General features: G+C 63.8%; 33 protein-coding genes and 1 pseudogene. 26 read left to right on the top strand and 8 right to left on the bottom strand.

The features are described 5' to 3' along the window. Positions 1 to 459 (top strand): Rieske (2Fe-2S) protein, encoded by a 459-nt coding sequence (locus FBQ73_RS16180; protein ID WP_138400532.1) that lies wholly within the window; start codon positions 1 to 3, stop codon positions 457 to 459. 501 nt (positions 460 to 960) lie between these two features. Here the strand turns inward: FBQ73_RS16180 and FBQ73_RS16175 are convergent. Beyond that, positions 961 to 1548, bottom strand: coding sequence for a hypothetical protein (locus tag FBQ73_RS16175; protein ID WP_138400531.1), 588 nt, complete (start codon positions 1546 to 1548; stop codon positions 961 to 963). Between the two features lie 476 nt (positions 1549 to 2024). Here FBQ73_RS16175 and FBQ73_RS16170 point away from each other — a divergent pair, with 476 nt between their 5' ends. The 17 genes and pseudogenes from FBQ73_RS16170 (at position 2025) to FBQ73_RS16090 (ending at position 12550) form a co-directional block, all read left to right on the top strand. Next, the gene (locus FBQ73_RS16170; protein WP_011995784.1) at positions 2025 to 2345 is read left to right on the top strand and encodes a HesB/IscA family protein; all 321 of its coding nucleotides are present in this window, start codon (positions 2025 to 2027) and stop codon (positions 2343 to 2345) included. A gap of 65 nt (positions 2346 to 2410) precedes the next feature. Then, positions 2411 to 2677: pseudogene (locus tag FBQ73_RS16165) on the top strand (NifU family protein); the annotation flags it as partial. Between the two features lie 129 nt (positions 2678 to 2806). Beyond that, the gene (gene nifS / locus FBQ73_RS16160) at positions 2807 to 4009 is read left to right on the top strand and encodes a cysteine desulfurase NifS (RefSeq protein WP_138400529.1); all 1203 of its coding nucleotides are present in this window, start codon (positions 2807 to 2809) and stop codon (positions 4007 to 4009) included. Positions 4010 to 4195: 186 nt separating this feature from the next. Beyond that, complete coding sequence (gene nifT, locus FBQ73_RS16155; protein WP_011995787.1) at positions 4196 to 4411, top strand: putative nitrogen fixation protein NifT; 216 nt, start codon at positions 4196 to 4198, stop codon at positions 4409 to 4411. 6 nt (positions 4412 to 4417) lie between these two features. Further along, positions 4418 to 5290 (top strand): SIR2 family NAD-dependent protein deacylase, encoded by an 873-nt coding sequence (locus tag FBQ73_RS16150; protein ID WP_138400528.1) that lies wholly within the window; start codon positions 4418 to 4420, stop codon positions 5288 to 5290. A gap of 314 nt (positions 5291 to 5604) precedes the next feature. Then, complete coding sequence (gene nifB, locus FBQ73_RS16145) at positions 5605 to 7167, top strand: nitrogenase cofactor biosynthesis protein NifB (protein ID WP_138400527.1); 1563 nt, start codon at positions 5605 to 5607, stop codon at positions 7165 to 7167. Between the two features lie 120 nt (positions 7168 to 7287). After that, complete coding sequence (locus FBQ73_RS16140) at positions 7288 to 7512, top strand: 4Fe-4S binding protein (protein WP_149576275.1); 225 nt, start codon at positions 7288 to 7290, stop codon at positions 7510 to 7512. An 11-nt stretch (positions 7513 to 7523) separates the two neighbouring features. After that, the gene (locus FBQ73_RS16135; protein ID WP_138400526.1) at positions 7524 to 7838 is read left to right on the top strand and encodes a HesB/IscA family protein; all 315 of its coding nucleotides are present in this window, start codon (positions 7524 to 7526) and stop codon (positions 7836 to 7838) included. Positions 7839 to 7930: 92 nt separating this feature from the next. Next, positions 7931 to 8470, top strand: a complete 540-nt coding sequence (locus FBQ73_RS16130) for a tetratricopeptide repeat protein (RefSeq protein ID WP_138400525.1) — start codon at positions 7931 to 7933, stop codon at positions 8468 to 8470. Continuing rightward, positions 8460 to 9239: a 4Fe4S-binding leucine-rich repeat protein gene (locus FBQ73_RS16125; protein ID WP_138400524.1), complete on the top strand. Its 780-nt coding sequence runs from the start codon at positions 8460 to 8462 to the stop codon at positions 9237 to 9239. The genes FBQ73_RS16130 and FBQ73_RS16125 overlap by 11 nt, the downstream gene beginning before the upstream one ends. Next, on the top strand, positions 9236 to 9562 hold the full coding sequence (locus FBQ73_RS16120) for a nitrogen fixation protein NifZ (RefSeq protein WP_138400523.1): 327 nt from the start codon (positions 9236 to 9238) through the stop codon (positions 9560 to 9562). Before FBQ73_RS16125 ends, FBQ73_RS16120 begins: the two co-directional genes overlap by 4 nt. Further along, positions 9562 to 9804, top strand: a complete 243-nt coding sequence (locus FBQ73_RS16115; protein WP_138400807.1) for a nitrogen fixation protein NifZ — start codon at positions 9562 to 9564, stop codon at positions 9802 to 9804. Before FBQ73_RS16120 ends, FBQ73_RS16115 begins: the two co-directional genes overlap by 1 nt. 47 nt (positions 9805 to 9851) lie before the next feature. Then, a complete protein-coding gene (locus tag FBQ73_RS16110) occupies positions 9852 to 10181 on the top strand; it encodes a DUF3024 domain-containing protein (protein WP_138400806.1) in 330 nt (109 codons plus the stop codon). 88 nt (positions 10182 to 10269) lie between these two features. Next, positions 10270 to 10533, top strand: a complete 264-nt coding sequence (locus FBQ73_RS16105) for a DUF6129 family protein (RefSeq protein WP_138400522.1) — start codon at positions 10270 to 10272, stop codon at positions 10531 to 10533. An 8-nt stretch (positions 10534 to 10541) separates the two neighbouring features. Next, positions 10542 to 11732: a DegT/DnrJ/EryC1/StrS family aminotransferase gene (locus FBQ73_RS16100; protein WP_246089759.1), complete on the top strand. Its 1191-nt coding sequence runs from the start codon at positions 10542 to 10544 to the stop codon at positions 11730 to 11732. 52 nt (positions 11733 to 11784) lie between these two features. Next, a complete protein-coding gene (locus tag FBQ73_RS16095; protein WP_138400520.1) occupies positions 11785 to 12099 on the top strand; it encodes a ferredoxin in 315 nt (104 codons plus the stop codon). Between the two features lie 226 nt (positions 12100 to 12325). After that, positions 12326 to 12550, top strand: a complete 225-nt coding sequence (locus FBQ73_RS16090; protein ID WP_138400519.1) for a hypothetical protein — start codon at positions 12326 to 12328, stop codon at positions 12548 to 12550. Between the two features lie 355 nt (positions 12551 to 12905). Here the strand turns inward: FBQ73_RS16090 and grxD are convergent, their stop codons facing one another. Continuing rightward, positions 12906 to 13238 carry a Grx4 family monothiol glutaredoxin gene (gene grxD, locus FBQ73_RS16085; protein WP_011995801.1) on the bottom strand — a complete coding sequence of 111 codons (333 nt, stop codon included), beginning with the start codon at positions 13236 to 13238 and terminating at the stop codon, positions 12906 to 12908. 73 nt (positions 13239 to 13311) lie between these two features. Next, positions 13312 to 13545, bottom strand: a complete 234-nt coding sequence (locus FBQ73_RS16080) for a BolA family protein (RefSeq protein WP_138400518.1) — start codon at positions 13543 to 13545, stop codon at positions 13312 to 13314. A 256-nt stretch (positions 13546 to 13801) separates the two neighbouring features. On the opposite strand from FBQ73_RS16080, the gene FBQ73_RS16075 reads away from it, so the two are divergent. From FBQ73_RS16075 to FBQ73_RS16065, 3 genes are all read left to right on the top strand, one after another. Next, positions 13802 to 14665: a xanthine dehydrogenase gene (locus FBQ73_RS16075; protein ID WP_170218945.1), complete on the top strand. Its 864-nt coding sequence runs from the start codon at positions 13802 to 13804 to the stop codon at positions 14663 to 14665. A gap of 42 nt (positions 14666 to 14707) precedes the next feature. After that, positions 14708 to 15187 carry a hypothetical protein gene (locus FBQ73_RS16070; protein WP_138400517.1) on the top strand — a complete coding sequence of 160 codons (480 nt, stop codon included), beginning with the start codon at positions 14708 to 14710 and terminating at the stop codon, positions 15185 to 15187. Positions 15188 to 15286: 99 nt separating this feature from the next. Then, positions 15287 to 15682 carry a DUF59 domain-containing protein gene (locus FBQ73_RS16065; RefSeq protein WP_138400516.1) on the top strand — a complete coding sequence of 132 codons (396 nt, stop codon included), beginning with the start codon at positions 15287 to 15289 and terminating at the stop codon, positions 15680 to 15682. A 102-nt stretch (positions 15683 to 15784) separates the two neighbouring features. Here FBQ73_RS16065 and FBQ73_RS16060 read toward each other — a convergent pair whose 3' ends face one another. Together FBQ73_RS16060 and FBQ73_RS16055 are read right to left on the bottom strand one after the other, a co-directional pair. Next, complete coding sequence (locus FBQ73_RS16060) at positions 15785 to 16069, bottom strand: aldehyde dehydrogenase (protein ID WP_138400515.1); 285 nt, start codon at positions 16067 to 16069, stop codon at positions 15785 to 15787. A gap of 37 nt (positions 16070 to 16106) precedes the next feature. Continuing rightward, a complete protein-coding gene (locus tag FBQ73_RS16055; RefSeq protein ID WP_170218944.1) occupies positions 16107 to 16757 on the bottom strand; it encodes a glutathione S-transferase family protein in 651 nt (216 codons plus the stop codon). Positions 16758 to 16977: 220 nt separating this feature from the next. On the opposite strand from FBQ73_RS16055, the gene FBQ73_RS16050 reads away from it, so the two are divergent. The 4 genes from FBQ73_RS16050 to FBQ73_RS16040 are packed head-to-tail and all read left to right on the top strand — an operon-like array spanning position 16978 to position 18517. Further along, a complete protein-coding gene (locus FBQ73_RS16050) occupies positions 16978 to 17427 on the top strand; it encodes a Rieske (2Fe-2S) protein (RefSeq protein WP_138400513.1) in 450 nt (149 codons plus the stop codon). 45 nt (positions 17428 to 17472) lie between these two features. Next, positions 17473 to 17796 carry a DUF6156 family protein gene (locus FBQ73_RS16045; RefSeq protein ID WP_138400512.1) on the top strand — a complete coding sequence of 108 codons (324 nt, stop codon included), beginning with the start codon at positions 17473 to 17475 and terminating at the stop codon, positions 17794 to 17796. Between the two features lie 58 nt (positions 17797 to 17854). Beyond that, positions 17855 to 18022 (top strand): hypothetical protein, encoded by a 168-nt coding sequence (locus FBQ73_RS22830; protein WP_170218932.1) that lies wholly within the window; start codon positions 17855 to 17857, stop codon positions 18020 to 18022. Positions 18023 to 18082: 60 nt separating this feature from the next. Further along, positions 18083 to 18517: a group II truncated hemoglobin gene (locus FBQ73_RS16040; protein ID WP_138400511.1), complete on the top strand. Its 435-nt coding sequence runs from the start codon at positions 18083 to 18085 to the stop codon at positions 18515 to 18517. Positions 18518 to 18626: 109 nt separating this feature from the next. Here FBQ73_RS16040 and FBQ73_RS16035 read toward each other — a convergent pair whose 3' ends face one another. Both FBQ73_RS16035 and FBQ73_RS16030 read right to left on the bottom strand, forming a co-directional pair. After that, on the bottom strand, positions 18627 to 18866 hold the full coding sequence (locus tag FBQ73_RS16035) for a hypothetical protein (protein ID WP_138400510.1): 240 nt from the start codon (positions 18864 to 18866) through the stop codon (positions 18627 to 18629). Between the two features lie 130 nt (positions 18867 to 18996). Beyond that, positions 18997 to 19242 carry a hypothetical protein gene (locus tag FBQ73_RS16030; RefSeq protein ID WP_138400509.1) on the bottom strand — a complete coding sequence of 82 codons (246 nt, stop codon included), beginning with the start codon at positions 19240 to 19242 and terminating at the stop codon, positions 18997 to 18999. A 257-nt stretch (positions 19243 to 19499) separates the two neighbouring features. Between FBQ73_RS16030 and FBQ73_RS16025 the strand changes: the two genes are divergently transcribed. Beyond that, positions 19500 to 19985, top strand: coding sequence for a hypothetical protein (locus tag FBQ73_RS16025; RefSeq protein ID WP_138400508.1), 486 nt, complete (start codon positions 19500 to 19502; stop codon positions 19983 to 19985). Positions 19986 to 20302: 317 nt separating this feature from the next. On the opposite strand, the gene FBQ73_RS16020 is transcribed toward FBQ73_RS16025, so the two are convergent. Next, complete coding sequence (locus tag FBQ73_RS16020) at positions 20303 to 20632, bottom strand: hypothetical protein (protein ID WP_138400507.1); 330 nt, start codon at positions 20630 to 20632, stop codon at positions 20303 to 20305. Positions 20633 to 20906 lie beyond the last annotated feature (274 nt).

Here is a 20906-nt window from a genome sequence, read left to right as displayed (position 1 = left end):
ATGGAACCGAGCATCGCGGAAGAAAACGTGCCCGAGGTCGGCACCGCCTACGTCGTCTGCTCCATGAGCGACATTCCGAGCCAGCGCGCGCGCGGCTTCGAGCTGATGAAGGTCGAGGACGGCGTGGAGAAGCCGTTCAACCTGATCGTCGTCCGCTGGGGCCGGCAGGTGTTCGGCTATGTCAACCTCTGTCCCCATGACGGGGTGAAGCTGGATTGGGAACGCAACCAGTTCCTCGACCCCAACGGCATCCGCCTGATGTGCGGCAAGCACGGCGCCCTGTTCGAGCTGGGCACCGGCGTGTGCATCGACGGGCCGTGCAAGGGCCGCAGCCTGACGCCGGTGGCCTTGAGCGTCATCGATAACGACATCTGCGTGACCGGCGTGACCCTGGCCGAGGAGGAGGAGGACGACGACGACGAAATCACCTCGTGCTCCGACGAGGGCGGCGGCGTCTGAGCCGACTGCGGCTTCCGGCGGCCTGTCATCAGGTGGCACGTCACCTGCGGACGGGCCACTTGGGACAGGCCACTTGGGACAGGCTATCTGGGACACGTCATCTGGAGTGTGTCTCAGGCATGTCGATGTTAGGAGCGGCCCCGGTCTTTGGCTGGTCCCGAGCGGGAGTCGCTCAAGCGACGCGGCTCGGCAGATAAGGGACCAGCATCCCGGTCGCGCGTCATTCCGGTCGCGCGTCTTGCGCGTCTTGGAGGAATAGGGGGCGGGCGTTTGGTCGCGAGACCGACCCCTCACGACATGTCCCAAAAAAGGGATCACCCTGCCGGGTCGCGCCGGCATTCGGTACCGAACACCAGCTACGGAACACCCGGCACCGAACAGTTTATCCCGAACTCTCCCGATGTCGGCTTCCGGCACCGACATCCGGGACGGCCCGACATTCAAGAGCCCGGACCCTCGCCGTGAGGCCGGCGAGGGTCCGATTCAGGGTCGAGGGGTGGATCAGACCGGACGATTCGCGTTCCGGTTCTTCACCGGCTCCATGATGGAGACGCCCTTTTCATAGGTGATGGTCTCGTAGTCCTCGTGCCAGCCGAGGGCGGCGTCGAGCACCTTGTCGGTCTTGCCGCCGGTGTCCAGCTTCTTGATGTCGTTCTTGTCGATGCTCAGGAGGTCAGTCATCTCCTTCCACACCGTGGATTCATCGCAAGGCAGGACGTAGAAGATCTTTTCGCCGTAGGTGACGCGATACTTCGCCAGCAGGTCGATATTGTTGCAGAAGATGAAGTACTTGCCGTCGGGGGCAAGGGCATCGCCCAACACGTCCGCCACGTCGGAGAGGTAGGCGAAATTCTGCAGGTAGCCGGCCAGCACGGGAATGGTGGACTTGCCATCCTCGGCGAAGGTGATGACCTGTTCCATGGTGTATTCCGGCGGACGCTTCTCGTCGGCCACCTGCTGCTGGAACTTCAGGGCGATGTCGCCGCGGAAGTCGAAGCGGCCAGGCTTGGTCGGCTGCTTGAGCACGGCATTCAGGAGGCGCCCCTCTTTATCCAGCCGGCCCAGGGGGGTGTTCTCGATCGCAGTCATCAAAAAAGTCTCCGGTTCAGCACACAACTCTCAGACGGTCTAAGACGGGCGCGAGCAGGGGCGCACCTTCGTGGGCTCGAAGGCGCCGCTCTCCGCCGAACCCCGTTCGGCGTGCCGCCCGCGCAAGGGGGCAGGCGCGTCCCCCATGCAAGCCCTTTGCCGCGCCGCGTCATTGCAGCCGGCGCACCGGCGAAGCGCGACAATCGGCCATCCCCCGGGCTGCCGAGACCGGCCCCGTCCCCGCGCCCGATGACGCAAATTCAAGGTCCGGCCCGGAATGTCGGCGCGGGGCACGGCGGCGCAGGAGCGGAGGGAAAGTCGCGCCGGCACCCGCTGCGGGCGTTGTCCGGAATCAGACACGCGTCGCAAAGGCAACAGCTCGAATCCTGAAAATTCAGGCAAATCAGTCCGTTGCCGTCTGGCACGGCGCTTGCTGGACAGAGGGCCGAAGCAACCTCTCAAGCGAAGGTCGAGCGATGATCAATTTGACCGACAGCGCCTTGCATGCGGTCCGGGATGCGATCCTGGGCGCCGATCAGCCGGTCAGCGGGCTGCGCATCATGGTCGAGACGGGTGGCTGCGCCGGCTACCAGTACAAGATGGGTCTCGTCAGCGACGCCGAGCCCGACGACACGGTGGTCGAGCGCGAGGGCGTCAAGGTGTTCGTGGATAATCAGAGCCACGAGCTGCTCGCCGGCACCGTCATTGACTTCGTCGTGGCCCTGGAGGGCTCCGGCTTCACCTTCGAAAACCCGAATGCCACCTCGAGCTGCTCCTGCGGCAAGTCCTTCGGCTGAGCGGCTTTTGCCGAAAGCCGGACCTGAACGCACGGATTGAACTCACTTACACAGAGGACAGAGCGATGTTGGCCGAGACCGAAGAGCGCGCGCCGCTCACCCAGCAAGCCAAGCGTGAGGCGATCATCCGCGAGGTGATCGAGGAGATCCGTCCCAACCTCAAGCGCGACGGCGGCGACTGCGAGCTTGTCGAGATCGATGGCAACAAGGTCATGGTGAAGATGACCGGCGCCTGCGTGTTCTGCAAGCTGGCGAGCGAGACCATCGAGGGCATCCAGACCAAGATCGTCGAGCGCCTGGGCGAGCTCATCCGCCTCATCCCGGTGGCCGGCGCGCAGAATAAGCCGCTGGTGAGCCTGAAGAGCATCGCGCCCGCCGCGCCGGTGGCTCCTGCACCTGCCGTCCCCTCGCCGACGCGCTGAGGGGCGCGCCAAGGCTTAGACGATCGAAGGGGTGATGCCGTGCGGCCTGTCTATCTCGACAATAACGCGACGACACGGACCGACCCCGCTGTGGTCGAGGCCATGCTGCCGTTCTTCAGCGAGCACTTCGGCAATGCCTCATCCACCCACGCCTTCGGCGAGCATGTGGGCGAGGCACTGAAGAAGGCGCGCAAGCAGCTCCAGGCGCTGCTCGGCGCCGCGTTCGACCACGAGATCATCTACACCTCCGGCGGAACGGAAGCCGACAATGCGGCCATCCTCTCCGCGCTGGAGACGCAGGACGGGCGGGACGAGATCGTCACCACCTCGGTGGAGCATCCCGCCATCCTGACCCTTGTCGCGCATCTCGAAAAGACGCGCGGCATCAAGGTCCACCTCATCGGCGTGGACCGTCACGGCCGGCTCGATCTTGATGCCTATGCCAAGGCGCTGTCACCGAAGACCGCCATCGCCTCGGTGATGTGGGCCAATAACGAGACCGGCACGCTGTTCCCCGTGGCGGCGCTCGCCGAACAGGCGAAGGCGGTCGGTGCGCTGTTCCACACCGATGCGGTGCAGGCGGCGGGCAAGGTGGCCATCGATCTGAAATCCACCGCCATCGACATGCTGTCCCTGTCCGGCCACAAGCTGCACGGACCCAAGGGCATCGGCGCGCTCTATGTGAGGAAGGGTGTGAAGTTTCGCCCCCTTATTCGTGGCGGCCATCAGGAACGCGGACGCCGGGGCGGCACCGAAAATGTGCCGGGTATCATCGGTCTTGGCGCTGCGGCAGATCTCGCGCTCCAGCACATGGAGGACGAGCGCACTCGCGTGAAGGCGCTGCGCGACCGGCTCGAACAGGGCATCCTCCAGCAGGTGAGCAACACCCTGCTGAATGGCGATGGCGAGAACCGCCTGCCCAACACCGCCAACATCGCGTTCGAATATCTCGACGGTGAAGCGGTGCTGCACAATCTCAACAAGGCCGGCGTCGCCGCCTCCACAGGCTCGGCCTGCACCTCCGGCTCCACCGAGCCGTCCCATGTGCTGCGGGCCATGAACCTGCCGGCCAACGCCTTGCACGGCGCCCTGCGCTTGTCGCTCTCCCGCGAGAACACGGGCGAAGACGTGGATCGGGTGCTGGAGGCGCTGCCGGAGATCGTCACCCGCCTGCGCGCCATGTCGCCGGCCTGGCTCGCGCGGGAGGGTGCCGACAGCGCACCCGTGGCCAGCCATGTCTAGCCTTCATCCGGGGCGCGAGATTGGCGCATGCGCCCCGCCGCGCGTCGCCTTCACCACAGGAAATGCATGCTTGATGCCGACCATAGCAGCGGTCGGCGGGCGCATCACGGACGTCCACGAACGACATCGCACAGATGTCGGCGCGGGTAACAGCGGCGAGTCCAGGCCGATCGAGGAGCCAGTTGTATGAAGATTATGATTCGCCGTTCTCCGGAGATGGGCCTCTCCATCTACGTTCCCAAAAAGGACCTTGAGGAGCCGATCGTCGAGACCGAGCACGAGACCCTGTGGGGCGGCTGGATCAAGATCGCCAACGGCTGGGTGCTTGACCTGCCGGAGATGGCCGAGGGTACGACCCTCCCCATCACCGTGAACGCGAAGAAGCGCGGCGAGGAGGAGTGATCTGACATGAATATTTCCGTCGCCAATATTGAGACGCTGAAGCTCGCCGACGCCGAAGCCGTCCTGAAGGACGTGGCGGCGGAGCTTGTCGCTGGGAAGGCCGCGCCCTATCTGGGGCCCGGCCTCCTGGAGCTGTCCTCGCCTGCCATCCCGGTGACACCGGAGGGCCTTGCGGCCTTCTTCGGCACCAAGGTGGCGCTGCCCAAGCGCGCCAAGGGCAACGCCTGGGCCGCCGCCCAGCACATCGAGAGCATGAAGCACCGGTCCACCGTGTCGGCTCTCATGGCCGATGCGTTCGCCCCGCCGGTGCCGCCGCTGCCGTTCCACACCTTTCTCGCCGGCCTGAACCTGCCGCTGATCGTGGACACCTGGTACGATGGCGCCATGCGCTCAGCGCTGGAGGGCCGCGAGGGCTGGGGCGAGGCGCAGGGCATCACCCGCGCCGGCATCGGTGAGGACCGCTGGTATCGCTTCTATGATGCTGCCGGTAACGAGACTGACCGTGCCGCGGCCGAAACCTGGACGACGGTGCTCTACAAGCCCCACGGCAGCGTGGCGCCGGCCAAGAACTGGCTGATCTCCGACGCCGACTATGTGGAGGTCCTGACCGAGATCGACATCCAGACGCCGATCCCGGACGTGGTGAAGAACCGCCGCACCGAGCGCAGCTTCCTGTTCCTTGGCTGTCGCTTCCACGACCAGATGCTGCGCACCTATGCGCGGCAGGTGACAAAGCGTTCGCGCCTGCCGCACTTCGCCATCGTGGACGAAGCGTCGCTCACCAAGAACGAGCTGCGCTTCCTTCTGACCCACGCCATCACGCCCATTGCCATGCCGTTGCCCAAGGCGCTGGACATCATCATGTCGGTCGCCGCCTGATCGTCCTTGTCGTTGAGATCTTTGGAGAGCATGTCCCACCGGGACATGCTCTCTTTGTTTTTTCAGCGTCATTTCCGGGACTTTGAAGGCGCATTGATCCAGATCAACAGAGCGGACGAAACCGAACGTACGACGATGTAACTTTCCCAACATGTCGTTCCCCGCGCGGTGCGTGTTGTTAAGCCGACAGCTGGGCGCCAATTTATAAGCATTTGAAATTCATTACGTATTTATCCGTAGCGCCGCTGGCACGGCAGTTGCTCATCCCTGTCCAAGGATTTTTTTGGATCCTGCTGGAAGCGAGGAGCAGTTTCATGCACGCGTCGACACAGCACGAGACGACTGAAGCGGCAGTGGCCGATAAGCTGGCCGAGGCCCTGCAGGCCAAGGCGGAGCACCAGGGTTGCGGTACGTCCGGTGGTTCCGGAAAGGCCAGCTGCGGTTCGTCCGCCGGCCAGGGTGACCTGCCCACCGAGATCTGGGAGAAGGTGAAGAACCATCCCTGTTATTCCGAAGAAGCCCACCACCACTATGCTCGTATGCACGTTGCGGTCGCCCCGGCCTGCAACATTCAGTGCAACTACTGCAATCGCAAGTATGATTGCGCCAATGAATCCCGCCCTGGCGTGGTGTCCGAGAAGCTGACGCCCCAGCAGGCGGCGAAGAAGGTGCTTGCGGTCGCCTCCACGATTCCGCAGATGACCGTGCTGGGCATCGCCGGCCCCGGCGACCCGCTTGCCAATCCCGAGAAGACCTTCCAGACCTTCGAGCTGATCAACCGGACTGCCCCCGACATCAAGCTCTGCCTGTCCACCAACGGCCTGGCCCTGCCCGACCATGTGGACACCATCGCCGGCTTCAACGTGGACCACGTGACCATCACCATCAACATGGTGGATCCGGAAGTAGGCGCGAAGATCTATCCGTGGGTGTTCTGGAAGCACAAGCGCTACACCGGCTATGAGGCCGCCAAGCTCCTCACTGACCGGCAGATGCTGGGCCTCGAGATGCTCACCGAGCGTGGCATTCTCTGCAAGGTCAACTCGGTGATGATCCCCGGCATCAACGACAAGCACCTTGTCGAAGTGAACCGGGCGGTGAAGTCCCGCGGCGCGTTCCTGCACAACATCATGCCGCTCATCTCGGCACCCGAGCACGGCACCGTGTTCGGCCTCAACGGCCAGCGCGGCCCGACGGCCCAGGAGCTGAAGGCGCTCCAGGATTCGTGCGAAGGCGAGATGAACATGATGCGGCATTGCCGCCAGTGCCGCGCCGACGCCGTGGGTCTCCTCGGCGAGGATCGCTCGGCCGAGTTCACCACCGACAAGATCATGGCCATGGAGGTCAATTACGACCTCGACAGCCGCAAGGCCTACCAGGCCCTGGTTGAGGAAGAGCGCGTGGCGAAGGTCGCCGCGAAGCAGGAAGAGATGGAAGCCCTCGCCGGCGAGCAGAGCGACATCAAGCTGCTCGTGGCCGTGGCCACCAAGGGCTCGGGCCTCATCAACGAGCACTTCGGCCACGCCAAGGAGTTCCAGGTGTGGGAACTCTCCACCGGCGGCGCCAAGTTCGTCGGCCATCGCCGCGTCGACCTGTATTGCCAGGGCGGCTACGGCGAGGAGGACAGCCTCGAGACCATCATCCGTGCCATCAACGACTGCCATGCGGTCTTCGTGGCCAAGATCGGCGGCTGCCCGAAGGCTGACCTCGTCAAGGCCGGCATCGAGCCGGTGGACGGCTTCGCCCACGAGTTCATCGAGAAGTCGGCCATCACCTGGTTCAAGGAATACCTCAACAAGGTGAAGACCGGCGAGATCGTCCATGCGGAGCGCGGCGACGCCGAGATCCGTCAGGGCGCGCTCACCAACGCGGCCTGAACCGCCCCCTCAAAGCCGGATCCGCTCAGGTTGAAGCAGCCTGGGCGGATCTGCCTCCACGTTCAAGCAAACGACCGTCCTGCCGATCAGATCGCGCGCTCGGCATCAAAGGAGCATCCCATGACGTTGAAAATCGTGGCGTCGCAGTGCACGAGCTGCTCGGCCTGTGAACCGGAGTGTCCCAACGTGGCCATCTTCGAGAAGAACGGGACGTTCGTGATCGACCCCAAGAAGTGCACCGAGTGCATTGGTCACTTCGACGTGCCCCAGTGCGCTGCGGTCTGCCCGGTGGATGATACCTGCGTCATCGACAACGCGTATCCGCGCTATCAGCCCACCGCGTAAGGAGAGACGCGATGAATTTCACGATGACCCGTTCGGCCCAGCGCTTCATCCGCATGATGATCATGGCCGACGGCGGTCCCAGCGCCGGCTTCCGGATGCATGTGACCCCCGGTGGATGCTCCGGGCTCAATGCCGAGATCGCGGTTCTGCCGGAGCCCGCGCCGGGCGACGCGGTGGTCGAGAAGGACGGCCTGAAGCTGTTCCTGCCGGCCGAAAGCCGTCTGCTGCTCGATGGCGTCACCATCGACTTCACCGACACGGCTGCCAAGACGGGCCTGGTGTTCCAGGATCCCAAGGCGACCACCTGCAGTTCGCACGCCCACTGAGCTGTGACCATCCGGGGCGGCGCGTCCGCTCCGGAGCTGCCGCGGCTCGGGTCCGGGTCGGCTGCGGATGGAACCGGAAACGAGGGACGGGAATGGAAGGCTCGCAGGTTTCGGGCGAACCGGATTTTCTCACCCCCGAGGGGCTCCTTGCGAGCGCCGTCATGGGGGGAGGGCTGCCGGAGGACGCACAGTATCATCTGTGGGAAGCCGGCCTCTCCTACCAGCAGGATGAAGTGGCGGAAGCCCATTTGCGACAGGCCGAGGCGCTGGCGCCCGGTCACGCCGCGGTGCTGATCGGCCTCTACCGCTTCTATTTCTACAAGGGCCGTCTTCGGGAATGCCTGGAGGTGGCCCGGGTGTGTCTGGCCAAGGCGCAGCGGGAAACCAATCTGCCGGCCGACTGGCGGGACGTGTGTGCGCAGGATGCTGAATTCTCGCGCTACGACCGGCTGATGCCGCGGTTCTTCCTGTTTACGCTGAAGGGCTACGCCTACCTCAACATGCGCCTCGGCGATCTCGAGGAGGGGCGGGCCGCAGTGATGAAGTTGCTCGAGCTGGACCCCACCGACAAGATCGGTGCGAAGCTTTTGCTCGATGTGCTGAACAGGGCGGGTCAGGACGATGATGACTGAAGACGACATCGACGAGGCCAAGAACTGGCTCGGGGAAGACGTCGAGTGCTCCTCGTGCGCCCACCAGGACCTCCTGGCGGAGGGAAAATGCCGTCTGCGACGGGCCTGCGTGAATGATCGCTATGCCCGGCGCATCGACCGCTTCTTCAATTGGAACCCGTCGCTCGCCAATTCCTATGTGCGACATGAGCATTTCGAGGTGCGGGCCATCGCGGCCAAGCACGCGGACGTGTTCGTCCTGCCGGCGCTGCTGAACGATCCGGAAGAAACGGTGCGGTGGAACGCGGCGCGCCGCCTGCCGAAGAACAAGATTCTCCCCTTGCGCAAGGACCCCCACCGGGAGGTCCGCATCCGCATCGTCTCGCTGCTGGAGGACGCCGACCTTTCGCCCATGATGGCGGACGAGGACTATTATGTGCGCCTCGTCGTGGCGCGGCGCATCGCACCGCCCTTGCTGTCACGCATGGTGGAGGACCCCGAGGCCGAGGTCCGGCGCGTGGTCGCCCAGCGGCTGCCGGCGGAATGGCTCATGTGCATGGTCAACGACAGGAGTCCGCAGGTCCGCCTGGAGGTGGCTCAACGTCTCGCGCCCGATCTGCTCTCCGCGCTCGTCGCCGATCCGGACTGGCGGGTGCGCTACGAGGTGGCAAGCCGCATTGCGCCGACCCAGGTGTCCCAGCTGATCGACGATGACGACGACTTCGTGCGCGAGGTCGCCCGGTCCCGCGCCAAATCGGGCGGGGAGCTTTTGAGGGAGATGCCGCTATGAGCAACATTGTCCGTGACAGTGATGTGGTCGAAGTCTCAGAGCCGCCCTACTTCAATTTCGGCGAAAAGGTGAAGGCCAAGCGCGTCATTCGCAATGACGGAACTTATGCCGGTAAGGAAATCGGTGAGATCCTCGCGAAGAAGGGCGAGATCGGCTATGTGGTTTCAATCGGCACATTCCTGCAGCAATTCTATATCTACGGCGTCGAGTTTACCGAAAGCGGTAATCGCGTGGGCATGAAGCGCAAGGAACTCGAGAGCGCGATCCCGCGCGACGAAGAAGACATTCCCCTGCCCCCCGTGCCCGGAGCACCCAGAGCATGATCCTCGAGCCGCGCAACCCCAAGTACCAGTGGGGCCAGAAGGTCAAGACGCTGATCGACCTGTATAATGATGGCTCCTATCCGGATTTTCCGGAAGAGGCGCTGCTGGTGGGCCTTGGCACCACCGGCGAGATTGTGCAGGTGGGAACCCACACTGACACCGACACGCCCATCTATTTGATCGAGTTCACGGAGCGTCTGGTGGTGGGGTGCCTCGAGGAAGAAATATCCCCGCTCGAGTGATCCTGAACCAAAGCCGCAACGGCCTCGGCCGGGAAAGAGACGAGACGATGAGGCTGCCCGCTCATCCGAACGATCTCGACAAGAAGCGCATCGAGCGTGCCATCAAGGCGCGCAAGCGCTATCGCTATGTCACGCCCCGGGTGCTGGCCACCCAGGGCGGTTATCGCATCGAAAGCGCGTGTTGCTCGCGCAATATCGATCCGGAGGGCGGCGTTGTGGACATCGCCCTCCTGCTGTTCGACGCGGACGAGGGCGCCTGGCAGCTCTTCCGGAAGAACCACGGCACGCGGCTGTGGGAGCTGGACAGCACGCACGACCGGCTGAAGGAGGTCCTCGATCTCCTCAACGACGATAGCGAACGCAAATTTTGGCAATGATCTAATTTGGCAATGATCCTGCATGGGGGACTTTGGCCCGCGACAGAAGACGCGGGCGTGTCTCATCTTCGGCAAGGGAGAGTTAGTTATGGCCCTCAGCGACAGCGATCTCACCGAGATTGAGCAGGTCCTCACGGCCGAGGACGCCTCCGCGCCCGTCTTTGCCGAGCTGCGCCGCCGGTTTCCGGCCCTGTCCTGGACCCAATGTGACGCCTCCGATGTCACGGAAGCGCCATTCCGCACCTATTCGACATACGACATCCACCTGCTCGACACCGCCGATCACTGCGCGCACATCACGCTAGATCCGGCGAGCGCCACGGGTGTCATCCTTGCCCGGCGGAGCGCGTGATGAGCGACATGGATCTCTTCGACGACGCTGACCTGTCGGCCGACGACGGCGGCGAGGGCGCATCGATCCTGTTGTCGGATCCCGATATCACCGTCATTGAGCTTCAGGCCGTGGCCGAGGCGCTGCAGGCACCGCGCCTGTCCAGCGGACCGACCGCAGAGGCTTTCGAGGCGGCGTTCGCCGGCTATCTCGGCCGCAAATATGCGGTGGCCGTGCCCAGCGGCACCTTGGGCCTGCTTTACACCCTCAAGGCCTATGGGATCGGTCCCGGGGACGAGGTGATCTGCTCGCCCCACTCCTTCCGCGAGACGGTCCACGCCGTGAGTCTCTCGGGCGCGCGGCCGGTCTTCGCCGACATCGATTATTGGGCGGGGACGCTGGTTCCGGAAAAGGCCGCGGCCAAGATCACCGAGAAGACCAAGGCCATCGTTGCTGGCAATTCCAACGGCCATCCGGCGCCGTGGACCGCCTTCCAGGAGTTGGCGCGGACGCATAAGCTCGCCCTCATTGAGGATTCCACCGAGGCCATCGGCTCGCGCTACAAGGGCGCGCTGGTTGGGTCGTTCGGCGACACATCCGTGTTCGATTTCTCACAGCCCTTCCCGCTGGTGTGCGGCGAGGGTGGAATGGTGGTGACCGACGACATCGATGTGGCGGTGGGGTTGCGGCGCTTCCGTGCCCACCGGCTGGATGAGCGATCTTCGGTGGTGGTCTCCATGAGCGCGCCTTACCAGGGCGCCATGAGCGACGTGACCGCCGCCCTTGGCCTCGCCCAACTGGGACGGCTCGAGGAGATTCTCGAGCAGCGGCATACGGTTGAGCATCTCTATCAAAAGTATGTCCAGTCCTTCGAGGGGATCAAGGATCCCTTCATCGGGCCGGATGTGACAGAGGTGAACTGGTTCCTCTACGTGGTGCATCTGGGCACCCGCTTCTCCAAGTCGAGCCGCGACGCCATCGTCGACGACCTGAAGGTGGAGAAGGTGGAATCGGCGGCCTACAGCGCGCCGCTGCATCTGCAGCGCCATTACTTCGACCTCGGGTATCGCAAGGGCGACTTCCTGGTGACCGAGAAGGTGGCCGACCGGGCAATCGCCCTGCCGTTCCACACGCACCTGTCCGAGGACGAAATCGAGTTCATCGTCGCAACGATGAAGGATGCCTCGATCAACGTAGGGGCGGGAGCCGCCATCTACTGAAGGCACATAATATCGCATCCAACCACAAAAGTTGAAACGACAGGAGCTTATGATGTCCACGGTTACGTTGAAGGTTATGCCCGCCGGAAAGACCATTGAGGTTGCGGAGGGGACGAACCTGCTCGAAGCGCTCATCACCGTCGAGCCGGGCCTCGCCGCGCGGCAGGCGTCGGACAAGGACGGCAGCGCGTCCCACGTCTTCGTCCAAGAGGGTCGCAAGGGCCTCTCGAAGACCTCGCGTGAGGAGAACGAGCTGCTCGACGCGATCGTGGGCGTGGGCTCGAAGTCGCGTCTCGCGAAGTACATCACTGTTCTCGGCACCGAGAACGTGACGGTGGAACTCCTCGGCGAGTTCTCCGGCCTCTGAGTACAAAAGGGGCGCCCCGCAGGGTCGCGGGGCGCCCCTTTTCCAGTTGTCCTGCGCGCAGGACAAAAGAAAATCCGCCCTGCCGCTGGCACGGCAAGACGGATCGGGAGATGCCGGATTGGCAACGGCTAGCCGTGCCGCCGGTAAGCGTTTCTGTTTTTAAGGTCGTCGCGAAGAGGGGATGGGGATCTGCCGGTTCGCGGCGAGGTCAAAGTGGAGAAGCACGATGGACGCGGAAACGGTTATCATTCACTCGCGGTTCGCTCCCAACGGCACGATCGTGGAGATCAGCGAACGTCCGACGGGCCTCGACCCGCAGGATTGGTTCAACTTTCTCTCCTACCAGGCAGCGGACAGCTACCAAGCGCTGGCCGGCGGCCGTGGCGTCTTCCGCCTCACGCGCACCGCGGTCGATGCGCTGAAGATCGAAGCCACCACCAAGGCTGCTTGATCAATTGATCCGTATTTAAGGGGCCCGTAGCGGGTCGCGCAATCCGGGCGATTACGTAGTCATCCGCCTCGCTCGCATTATTCCGGGCGAGGCGGATGAGGTTTTGATCTGTCGCTGTGCGTTTTGTGTCTTGTCCTCTGGTGAGCCTCGGTTCGCCGGAGTTTTTTTCATATGGAGGAGCGAGAAATTCAGCGTTCGATTAGCTGCGGCCGAGCCCGAAGGATGCCGGATCGAAAAACGGCCCGCCGACAGGTTTGCCGGGCGGGCCGTGGAACGATTTTTGTGCGGCGCCGGGCGAAGGCCGGGCCGCCGGCATGAAACGCGGGTGGCCCGAGGGCACCGCGGCCAAGCGTGTTCAGGCCACGGGGGCGGCGACGCCTTTCTCGGCCAGCAGGGCGGTCAATTCGCCCGCCTGAAACATTTCGCGCACGATGTCGCAGCCGCCGACGAATTCGCCCTTGATGTAGAGTTGGGGAATGGTCGGCCAGTTGGAAAATGCCTTGATTCCCTCGCGCACGAAGGGGTCCTGCAGCACGTCGACCGCGCGATAGGGCACGCCCACCTGGGCCAGCACCTGAACCACGGCAGAGGAAAAGCCGCACTGCGGCGCCGCCGGCACGCCCTTCATGAACAGGACCACGTCGGCGGAAGAAATGATGTCCTGAATACGTTCAGCTGAACTGGCCATGGGAAGAACTCCGGTTTGAAGAATAACTGAAGCAAATAACAGGGCCGCCGCAGGGCGGCCGAACCGGGACGCCCTACTTCGGGGAGAGAGTTTCCAGCTTCAGGGCATGGAGCGTGCCGCCCATGTGGCCCTGAAGCGCGGCATAGACCATCTGGTGCTGCTGCACCCGGCTCTTGCCCCGGAATGCTTCCGAGGTGATCCGGGCGGCGTAGTGGTCGCCGTCGCCGGCAAGATCGACGATCACCACCTGCGAATCGGGAAGTGCCTCCTTCACGAGGCGCTCGATTTCCTCTGCGGCCATAGCCATTGATTGTCTCCTTGTTTCGCGCGGTGCCATGCAAGGTCGAAACCAAGTCCACCACGCCGCCGCTCGGCCCTTCAAAGGTAACATCCTGTCGCAAAGCCGACAGGGTTGACACGGCCTGGTTCAGAACCGGCCGAGGCATGGCGTGCAGGATCTGCCCGGTGGCGTCCGGGGTGCCATTTCAGGCTGGAGCCTGAAGATGTTCCAAGCGGCCCGGCTCTTGCTTACGAAGTGTCGCCCCACGGAAACGAGACCGGTCATGAGCGAATTGCAACAGCAGGGCCGAACGCGCGGGCGCCGCGCGTTCGCAACGATTCTGGGGACCAACGAGATTGCCTCGGCCGTCGCGGTCGAACTGCATCGAGGCGGCTACAACATCGTCCTCTCCCACGATCCCATGCCGCCGGTCATTCGCCGCAAGATGGCGTTCCACGACGCCCTGTACGAGGACGACGTGAGTGTGGACGGAGTGAAGGCGGAGCGCGCTGACACGGGCGTCCACATTCGCGCCGGTCTTGCGCGCAACACGGTCCTTGTCACCAGTCTCGGCCTGCTGGACCTGATCGTGCTCGGCACAATCGACCTGTTGGTGGATGCCCGCATGAACAAATATCAGGTGACCCCGGACCTGCGGCGCCTCGCCAAGCTCACCATTGGCCTTGGGCCGGGCTTCAGCGGCGGCACCAATTGCGACCTGGCCATTGAGACGCGCCCGGGCAAGGAAGGCCAGATCATCCAGCACGGCCCCACCGACGCGCCCGACGGCATCGCCCGCCCCCTCGGAAGCGCCACCTCCGACCGCTTCGTTCATGCGAAGGTGCCGGGCCGCTGGCACACCGCCATCGAGATTGGCGCCCGCGCCTTCAAGGATTTCCACATCGGCTATCTCGGCGGCGAATCCATTTGCGCGCCGTTCGATGGCATCGTTCGCGGCGTCGTTCGCGACGGCACCGAGGTGCCGGCCGGTGTCAAGCTCCTGGAGATCGATCCTCGCGGCCGGGGCGCCGACTGGACCGGGCTCGACGCCCGGGCCCTGGTTATTGCCCAGGCGGTGAGCCGCGCGCTGACGTTTCGCAATGCCCGGACGGCCGATGCGCCGTCCCATCCCTATCTGGTGAAATGACCCACTGAAGGCTTTCGCCAGCCCCATCGAAGGGCCGAAGTCATGATCGACCTGCTGCCCAATACGGATGTCATCAATTTCGGCGAGGTGTCGGATGCGGTGAACGCGCTGCTCCAGCAGGGCGTCATCGCCTATCGCCGGGATCGCCAGCGCGCGGACGAACTGTTCCGTCAGGCGCTCGCCACGGCGCCGGCCGAGTTGCCGGTCTATTTCTGCCTCTACAAGATCCACACCTACCAGGGCAACCTGGACGAGGCGGAAGCGGCGGCCGAGGGCGGGCTAAAAGAGGCGGCGAGCCAGGCGGGGTGGGACCTCGACTGGCACAAGTGGGAGCCTCACGACATCCTGCCCGAAGGACCGGGGCGATTTGCCCTTTACACGCTGAAGGCACTGGCTTTCATCCATCTGCGCCAGAGCCGGCCGGACGAGGCCGCGGAAAAGCTTGATGCGCTCAAGGTGCTCGACCCCACCGGTGCTGTGGGGTGGCCCGTGGTGGCCGCTCTTGCGGAAGGTCTCGATTGACCGGCCGAGGCGGACCTGATCGCACAGTGGCATGGTCTTGCCGTTGGCATCGCCCTTGCTACGGAATTGTATGACGAGGGGGCAGGAGGCAATCGGCAAATGACTCAGCCAAGTGATCACGGCATTGCCGCTCCGACCACGATGATCCTCCATGGTGAGGTGCGGAGCATTGAAGAGTTTGCGGAAGATGAAGCGGCCTTGATGGAAGCCATCATCGCCGGCTTGCGCACGGTGACGGACCCTGAAATTCCCGTTAATATTTACGATCTCGGCTTGATCTATCGTATCGAGGTGAAGGACGAAGGCGTTGTTGAGATTGACATGACGCTTACCGCTCCGGGTTGCCCGGTCGCTGGGCAGATGCTTGGCTGGGTGCAGCAAGCAGTGGGCGTGGTTCCAGGCGTTTCGGACGTGAAGATGAGGCTTGTGTTTGATCCGCCATGGGACAAGTCGCGCATGAGCGACGAGGTCCAGCTGGAACTCGGCCTCATCTGATCATATTGAGGTGTACGATCTTTAGGAATGGCCGGCCCTGTGCCGGCCATTCCCGTTTCGGCGCCTGGCAGCCTCCGCCAGACACCCTCACCCCGGCGCGCCTCAGCCGAGGAACTGCGCGGCGAAGCGGGCCCGCTTCTCGTCCGTGTCGAGGCCTTTCGCGAGCGACCATTTGTTCTCCGAAAACAAGGCCTTGACCCCCCGCGTCACTTCCGTTCCGCGGACATACCAGCGCTCCACTCCGTCGGGGGAAATGACGGCGGGGCCATCGGTCCGATGGACGCACGCGTCCTCCAGCCAGAGCCTGGTTTCCGAATAGAGAAAGATGCCCGCCTTGCGGGACATGTCATCCCGGTTTTCCTCGGTCACCACGAACATGTCAGCCATGGGCACTCTCCTTCTGGGCTGTGAGTGGCAAGTTGTGTCAGTTGGGAAGGCTTTGCGTCACACCGAGCAGGGCGAGATTGTAGCCTTCCTCACGCAGCACGCGCTGCACCACCGGCCGGGCCAGCATGCGCCGGTAGTGGGCGGCGAGGTTGGGCGGCAGATCCATGCCGGTCTTTTCCGCCCAGAATTCCACGTAGAACAGGATGGGGTCGGCGGCGGAAAAGCTGCCCGCAACATAGTCGCGACCGGCGAGCGCAGTATCGAGAATGGAGAAGCCCTGGCTCACGATGTCCCGGCCTAGGGTTTCCACCTTCGGGCGGTCGGCGGGACTGGCGGCGAAGGTCGGAGTGGAGAAGATGCGGGCGAAGCCCTGGCCGTGCACGGTGCCCACCACATAGACCATGGCTTCGAGGGCTCGGGCTTCCGCATCTGCGTCGGCGGGCCACAGCCGGCCCCGTCCCCGGCTGCGCGCCAGCCAATAGGCGATGGAAACCACCTCGGTAAGCGCGCTGCCGTCCGGCCGCACCAGCGCCGGGATCGTGGACTTCGGGTTCACCGCCACGTATTCGGGCTTGAAATGGTCGCCGGCCGGCAGATTCACGATGTGCGCCTCGAAGACCTCCTCCAGCTCCTCCAGGATGATGTGGATGCCTGTCGAACAGGAGCCGGGCGTCATGTAGAACTTCATCGCGGCCATCGTGTGCCATCCATCCTGTGCCATCCGTCGCGCGCATCATCGTGCGTCGCCCCCGGGGGGAGGGCGGCAGTCGGCATGCTTCATGCAAATATCGGGGCAGTTCGGTCTCCCGCCGCCGCAGCGGCCGGAAGTCCCGACAGTCTGTTTCATATGCGACAGGGGTCGGCATTTTTCGCCGGCGCGGTTCTGGCAGGACGGGAGCGGGACGGGGATGTCTGCCGACGAGATCGATATTTATGCCATCTGCGAGATTGAACAGATTTCCCCCGGCGCGGCCAAGGCCTTCGACCTCTCCCGTGTCATGGATGACGGCGAGGCGCGCCCCTTCCGCATCGTGGTGATCCGTACCGGGGTCCGGGAGTTCGCGGGTTATGTGAATGCGTGCCCGCACCAGGGGACGTGGCTGAACATCGGCGGCGGCGAATTCTTCAATGCGGATCGCACGCGACTGCGTTGCGGCCGCCACGGATCGCTGTTCGACATCGAGAGCGGGGCTTGTGTGGAAGGCGCCTGCGAGGGCAAGCACCTGGAGCCCATCGCCCTGGCAGTGGTGGGCCGTGATGTGTGCCTGTGCGGCGTCCGGTTGGTGGAAGAGGAGCCGCGGCCCTTCCCGTATGACGATTTCGACGACACCATGGAGATCATGATCTCGCCGGACTGATGACGGCGGCATCGAGTAGCAGGACATGTCCAGGGTGGAGACGGCATGACGGGCGATTTGGAGACGGCGGGCGTGGAAGCGGGAGAATGCCGCTTCTACACCACCTATACGGGCGTGAAGCTGCCCTTCCGGCTGGTGGAAGCCATTCCGGAGGCGCAGCTGACCCATCGCAACACCTTCATCCGCGCCTTTTTCGATGCGGACGGGCTGTTGGCGGGCTTCGACAAGATGGTCTATGGCGAGGTCGAGCTGGCGCACCGCTACGCGTATCACGGCAATGGCGCCCTGCGCCGGGCCGAGGTGACCATGGACGAAGAAACGGTCGTGCTCGCCTTCGACGAGGCGGGCGCGCCGCTTGGTCCCGCCTGAGCATCGCCATGGCGGGATCTGCATCGACGCTCTCCGGCAAGAGGAACGAGGGACGGTCATGACGGTGGCGCAACTCCTCGAGGCGCTCGGCAAGCTTCCGCCGGACGCTGTGGTGCTGATGGAAAGCGGCGGCGGGCTCTCCCTCGTCTCGGCGCTTGACTTCGTCGAGGCCCAGGGCGCCGGCGCCCCGGCCGAGGTGATCCTTCTGCCCAACATGGACGAATAGGCGGTTTCTACGTCCTATCGGCCGACGTCTTTGTTCCAACCCTTTGCGTGAGGTTGACCCATGTCCGACACGGTCGAGGTGGTACCCATGTTCGAGCGCCTGGGCGGCGCTGTGGTCATCGACCGGCTGGTCGAGGCTTTCTACCGCCGCATGGATACGCTGGCCGAGGCCGAGGGCATCCGCAACATGCACGCGGACGACCTGTCTCAGACCAAGCACGTGCTCAAGCGCTACCTGACCGAATGGACCGGCGGTCCCAAGCTCTATTCGGTGGAGAAGGGCCATCCGCGCCTGCGCCAGCGCCACATGGGTTTTGCCATCGGCAACAGCGAGCGGGACGCATGGCTCCTGTGCATGCGTGGGGCGCTGGAGGAGACCGTGGCGGACGCGGCGGCGCGGGATGAGGTCTACGGCGCCATGGCCAAGCTCGCCGATTGGATGCGCAACACGGCTGGCAATCCCCACGATACGGCGGGTCACGCGGCGCGGCCTTGATTTCGCGGTGCGGTCCGTCACGGCCCGGACAGGCCGCGCCGAGTTCCGCCGTGCCGGCTTTGCCGGCATTGGTCTACGGCGTTTTACCAGCGCTTTGTCCGCGAGGGACCTAAAGCGGAACGCCGAAGAACTCCTCGTCCGAGCCGCCCCAGGCCTGGTGCAAGGCCAAGGCGCTGCGCCACTTCGCTAACTCCTCCTCCGATGCGTTGCGGTGGGTGATCTTGCCCTCCGGCTGCTCCGCCAGAAGGTATGATTTCGCGTTGCGCAGGAAGCGGTTGAGGTCCTTCGTGTCGTTCGGGCGAACGACGCACCGAGGGGCCTCATCGATGAGAATCGTCGTCGGGACCATCGCCGAGTCTCCTTTTCGCGTCTGTTGCGTGTCGCATGCTGCGTGGATTGCGTTTGGTCGTCCAGATCTGATGCGGCGGTCGGCGGCAAGGGGGGGCGGCAAGGGGCGGGCGCGGTGCCCGCCCGCCTGCTCAGAAGCCGTCCTTCTTCGAGCCCCACGGGTGGGAGCCCGGCACGAAGGATGCCTTGATGCCGGCCTTCGCGATGGCTTCGATGGTCTTGTAATAGGTGCCTTCATGCACCAGCGCGCCGGTCTTGGTGTTCACCGCCACGTATTTGGCAACCATGTCGATGTCGCACACATATCCGCCGCCGGGATCGGAGACGCTGCGGGCGTTGCCGTCCCAATCGATGAAAAACCCTTCACTCTCTGACATGCCTTGCTCCAGCAGATAAGGCGGAGCGCGCCTTCAAGGCCCCGCTCGTTGAGGGTGAGCAAGGTTCTTGCCAGACGCGGAAACACGGATTTCCGTGTCGGAGAGGCGACAGTGTCGCGCATCCAACATCATAAAAAAGAACCGCGTGTGCTTCGCGACATCCCGATTTTCGCACCCAATGTCATCACGAATATTGAAAATTCTGACGGATCATCTAGAATGCGCAAGTTCTTTTTTGATTTCGCTGGAGAGATGTTATGGCCGAATTGACCCGACGCATGGCGTCACTGAGCGACGTGCAGGGCATCTGGGGGCTGCTGCGCCAAGTGTCGTCCGACATCCCCTTCAAGGTCGAGGACGAACTGGAGCAGGAAAGCCTTCTGTCCGAGCTGGTGGCCTGCTGCACTTCCGGCCTGTCGCCGGTGCTGGTGGACAATGAAAAGGGCATCGTCGGCGCCCTTCTTGCCCGCCGCGATGATTTCGAGTGGGGTTTCCGCAACAGCGAGGCCATCCACGTGGCCTATGCCGCCGTGGCGCCGGCGGTGCGTGAGGACAAGGTCCTGCCCGCTCTCCTCGGGGAGCTCCAGGACAAGAAGGTTCCGCTGCTCGCGAGCGTGAAGAGCGGAGAGCAACTGGGCTTTGCCGTCGCCCTCGGAGAACTCGGCTTCACTCACGAATTCAAGGCCGGCAGTGGCTGGGGCGACCTCTATCAGTGGACGCCGCCGGCTTCGGTCCACAACTGACCCCGTCGGCCTTTTGCCTTTGACCGTGGCCAAGCGGTAGCCTCCGGCGCGGGCTTGACCAATGGCCCATGAGCCAACTCGTGGGCCATTGGTGGGAACGGATCGAACCCTCCGCTCGGCTGCAATCGCTCGGCTCTCCATGGTTGTTTCCCCATGGAAGGGGCGCTCCGCCCGGTGTTTCTCTCCCACGAGCGCCAAAGCGCGCCAGCGCTGATCTGACACCCCGATGCGACTGTTGAATTGCGGGAGTGACGTTGCTCCGTTCTTTCGGAGCCCCAGTATTTCGGACGTCAAGAACATCACGCGTTCAAGAGAGGTCAGACTGTGTCGTCGCCCTCGGTCCGCGCCTGGATTTCCGCAAAGGCGGCGTCTACGACCGCGCGGCACGCCACAAGGCGTTGATATTCCGCATCGCTGATGGTGACGGTGGCGCCAGGTGGGTCCCCCTCGCTGGGCGGTCGGCCTGCAAGGGCCGCCTCGAACAGGGTTTTCTCCAGCTGAAAGATGCGCTCGCTGGCGCGCTCCAGATAGGGCAGCGGATTTGCCCGGATGTTTTGCTCATGCAGGGCGTCGAGGCTCAGCAGATCCCGGAAGCGCTTCTCCTTGCGCCGCTTGCCAGCGCCAAAATCGTGCTCGATCACGCTCATGGTGGCGTCCCTGATGGGCTTCCGCGTAGGTGTATCCGATGAAACGTCCTTAAGCTTGGCTCAAGTCGGCAAATAATTCCATCCCTTATCGCCGGAAAACACCAATGTGCCGTGCTCGCGAAGCCGGAGACTTGGGCGCGCCGGCCGGTTTCCTGAGGTCGTGCCCGCTTGGTGCCATGTCCCCGCCAGCCTCCCCGACAAGGTCTCGATCGGGTCGGCCTGGAAAGGGACCGCATTCACGCATCCCGCGTGAAGCGGGATGCGTGAATGCAAG

The organism is Xanthobacter autotrophicus (assembly GCF_005871085.1).
Taxonomy (GTDB): domain Bacteria; phylum Pseudomonadota; class Alphaproteobacteria; order Rhizobiales; family Xanthobacteraceae; genus Xanthobacter; species Xanthobacter autotrophicus.
Note: the sequence above shows the minus strand (reverse complement) of the source record. Positions and strands in the feature narration are given on the sequence as shown.

Bases quoted from the DNA above. Each gene is read 5' to 3' on its own strand.
- FBQ73_RS16140 (WP_149576275.1), top strand. From the start codon at position 7,288: ATGACGTTGAAAATCGTGGCGTCGCAGTGCACGAGCTGCTCGGCCTGT.
- FBQ73_RS16095 (WP_138400520.1), top strand. From the start codon at position 11,785: ATGTCCACGGTTACGTTGAAGGTTATGCCCGCCGGAAAGACCATTGAG.
- FBQ73_RS22830 (WP_170218932.1), top strand. From the start codon at position 17,855: ATGACGGTGGCGCAACTCCTCGAGGCGCTCGGCAAGCTTCCGCCGGAC.
- FBQ73_RS16080 (WP_138400518.1), bottom strand. From the start codon at position 13,545: ATGGCTATGGCCGCAGAGGAAATCGAGCGCCTCGTGAAGGAGGCACTT.
- FBQ73_RS16020 (WP_138400507.1), bottom strand. From the start codon at position 20,632: ATGAGCGTGATCGAGCACGATTTTGGCGCTGGCAAGCGGCGCAAGGAG.
- FBQ73_RS16100 (WP_246089759.1), top strand. From the start codon at position 10,542: ATGGATCTCTTCGACGACGCTGACCTGTCGGCCGACGACGGCGGCGAG.
- FBQ73_RS16130 (WP_138400525.1), top strand. From the start codon at position 7,931: ATGGAAGGCTCGCAGGTTTCGGGCGAACCGGATTTTCTCACCCCCGAG.
- FBQ73_RS16070 (WP_138400517.1), top strand. From the start codon at position 14,708: ATGATCGACCTGCTGCCCAATACGGATGTCATCAATTTCGGCGAGGTG.
- FBQ73_RS16090 (WP_138400519.1), top strand. From the start codon at position 12,326: ATGGACGCGGAAACGGTTATCATTCACTCGCGGTTCGCTCCCAACGGC.
- FBQ73_RS16180 (WP_138400532.1), top strand. From the start codon at position 1: ATGGAACCGAGCATCGCGGAAGAAAACGTGCCCGAGGTCGGCACCGCC.
- nifT (WP_011995787.1), top strand. From the start codon at position 4,196: ATGAAGATTATGATTCGCCGTTCTCCGGAGATGGGCCTCTCCATCTAC.
- FBQ73_RS16105 (WP_138400522.1), top strand. From the start codon at position 10,270: ATGGCCCTCAGCGACAGCGATCTCACCGAGATTGAGCAGGTCCTCACG.
- FBQ73_RS16125 (WP_138400524.1), top strand. From the start codon at position 8,460: ATGATGACTGAAGACGACATCGACGAGGCCAAGAACTGGCTCGGGGAA.
- FBQ73_RS16120 (WP_138400523.1), top strand. From the start codon at position 9,236: ATGAGCAACATTGTCCGTGACAGTGATGTGGTCGAAGTCTCAGAGCCG.
- FBQ73_RS16065 (WP_138400516.1), top strand. From the start codon at position 15,287: ATGACTCAGCCAAGTGATCACGGCATTGCCGCTCCGACCACGATGATC.
- FBQ73_RS16050 (WP_138400513.1), top strand. From the start codon at position 16,978: ATGTCTGCCGACGAGATCGATATTTATGCCATCTGCGAGATTGAACAG.
- FBQ73_RS16150 (WP_138400528.1), top strand. From the start codon at position 4,418: ATGAATATTTCCGTCGCCAATATTGAGACGCTGAAGCTCGCCGACGCC.
- FBQ73_RS16030 (WP_138400509.1), bottom strand. From the start codon at position 19,242: ATGTCAGAGAGTGAAGGGTTTTTCATCGATTGGGACGGCAACGCCCGC.
- FBQ73_RS16075 (WP_170218945.1), top strand. From the start codon at position 13,802: ATGAGCGAATTGCAACAGCAGGGCCGAACGCGCGGGCGCCGCGCGTTC.
- FBQ73_RS16040 (WP_138400511.1), top strand. From the start codon at position 18,083: ATGTCCGACACGGTCGAGGTGGTACCCATGTTCGAGCGCCTGGGCGGC.
- nifB (WP_138400527.1), top strand. From the start codon at position 5,605: ATGCACGCGTCGACACAGCACGAGACGACTGAAGCGGCAGTGGCCGAT.
- FBQ73_RS16035 (WP_138400510.1), bottom strand. From the start codon at position 18,866: ATGGTCCCGACGACGATTCTCATCGATGAGGCCCCTCGGTGCGTCGTT.
- FBQ73_RS16045 (WP_138400512.1), top strand. From the start codon at position 17,473: ATGACGGGCGATTTGGAGACGGCGGGCGTGGAAGCGGGAGAATGCCGC.
- FBQ73_RS16025 (WP_138400508.1), top strand. From the start codon at position 19,500: ATGGCCGAATTGACCCGACGCATGGCGTCACTGAGCGACGTGCAGGGC.
- FBQ73_RS16055 (WP_170218944.1), bottom strand. From the start codon at position 16,757: ATGAAGTTCTACATGACGCCCGGCTCCTGTTCGACAGGCATCCACATC.
- FBQ73_RS16170 (WP_011995784.1), top strand. From the start codon at position 2,025: ATGATCAATTTGACCGACAGCGCCTTGCATGCGGTCCGGGATGCGATC.
- grxD (WP_011995801.1), bottom strand. From the start codon at position 13,238: ATGGCCAGTTCAGCTGAACGTATTCAGGACATCATTTCTTCCGCCGAC.
- FBQ73_RS16060 (WP_138400515.1), bottom strand. From the start codon at position 16,069: ATGGCTGACATGTTCGTGGTGACCGAGGAAAACCGGGATGACATGTCC.
- FBQ73_RS16110 (WP_138400806.1), top strand. From the start codon at position 9,852: ATGAGGCTGCCCGCTCATCCGAACGATCTCGACAAGAAGCGCATCGAG.
- FBQ73_RS16135 (WP_138400526.1), top strand. From the start codon at position 7,524: ATGAATTTCACGATGACCCGTTCGGCCCAGCGCTTCATCCGCATGATG.
- FBQ73_RS16175 (WP_138400531.1), bottom strand. From the start codon at position 1,548: ATGACTGCGATCGAGAACACCCCCCTGGGCCGGCTGGATAAAGAGGGG.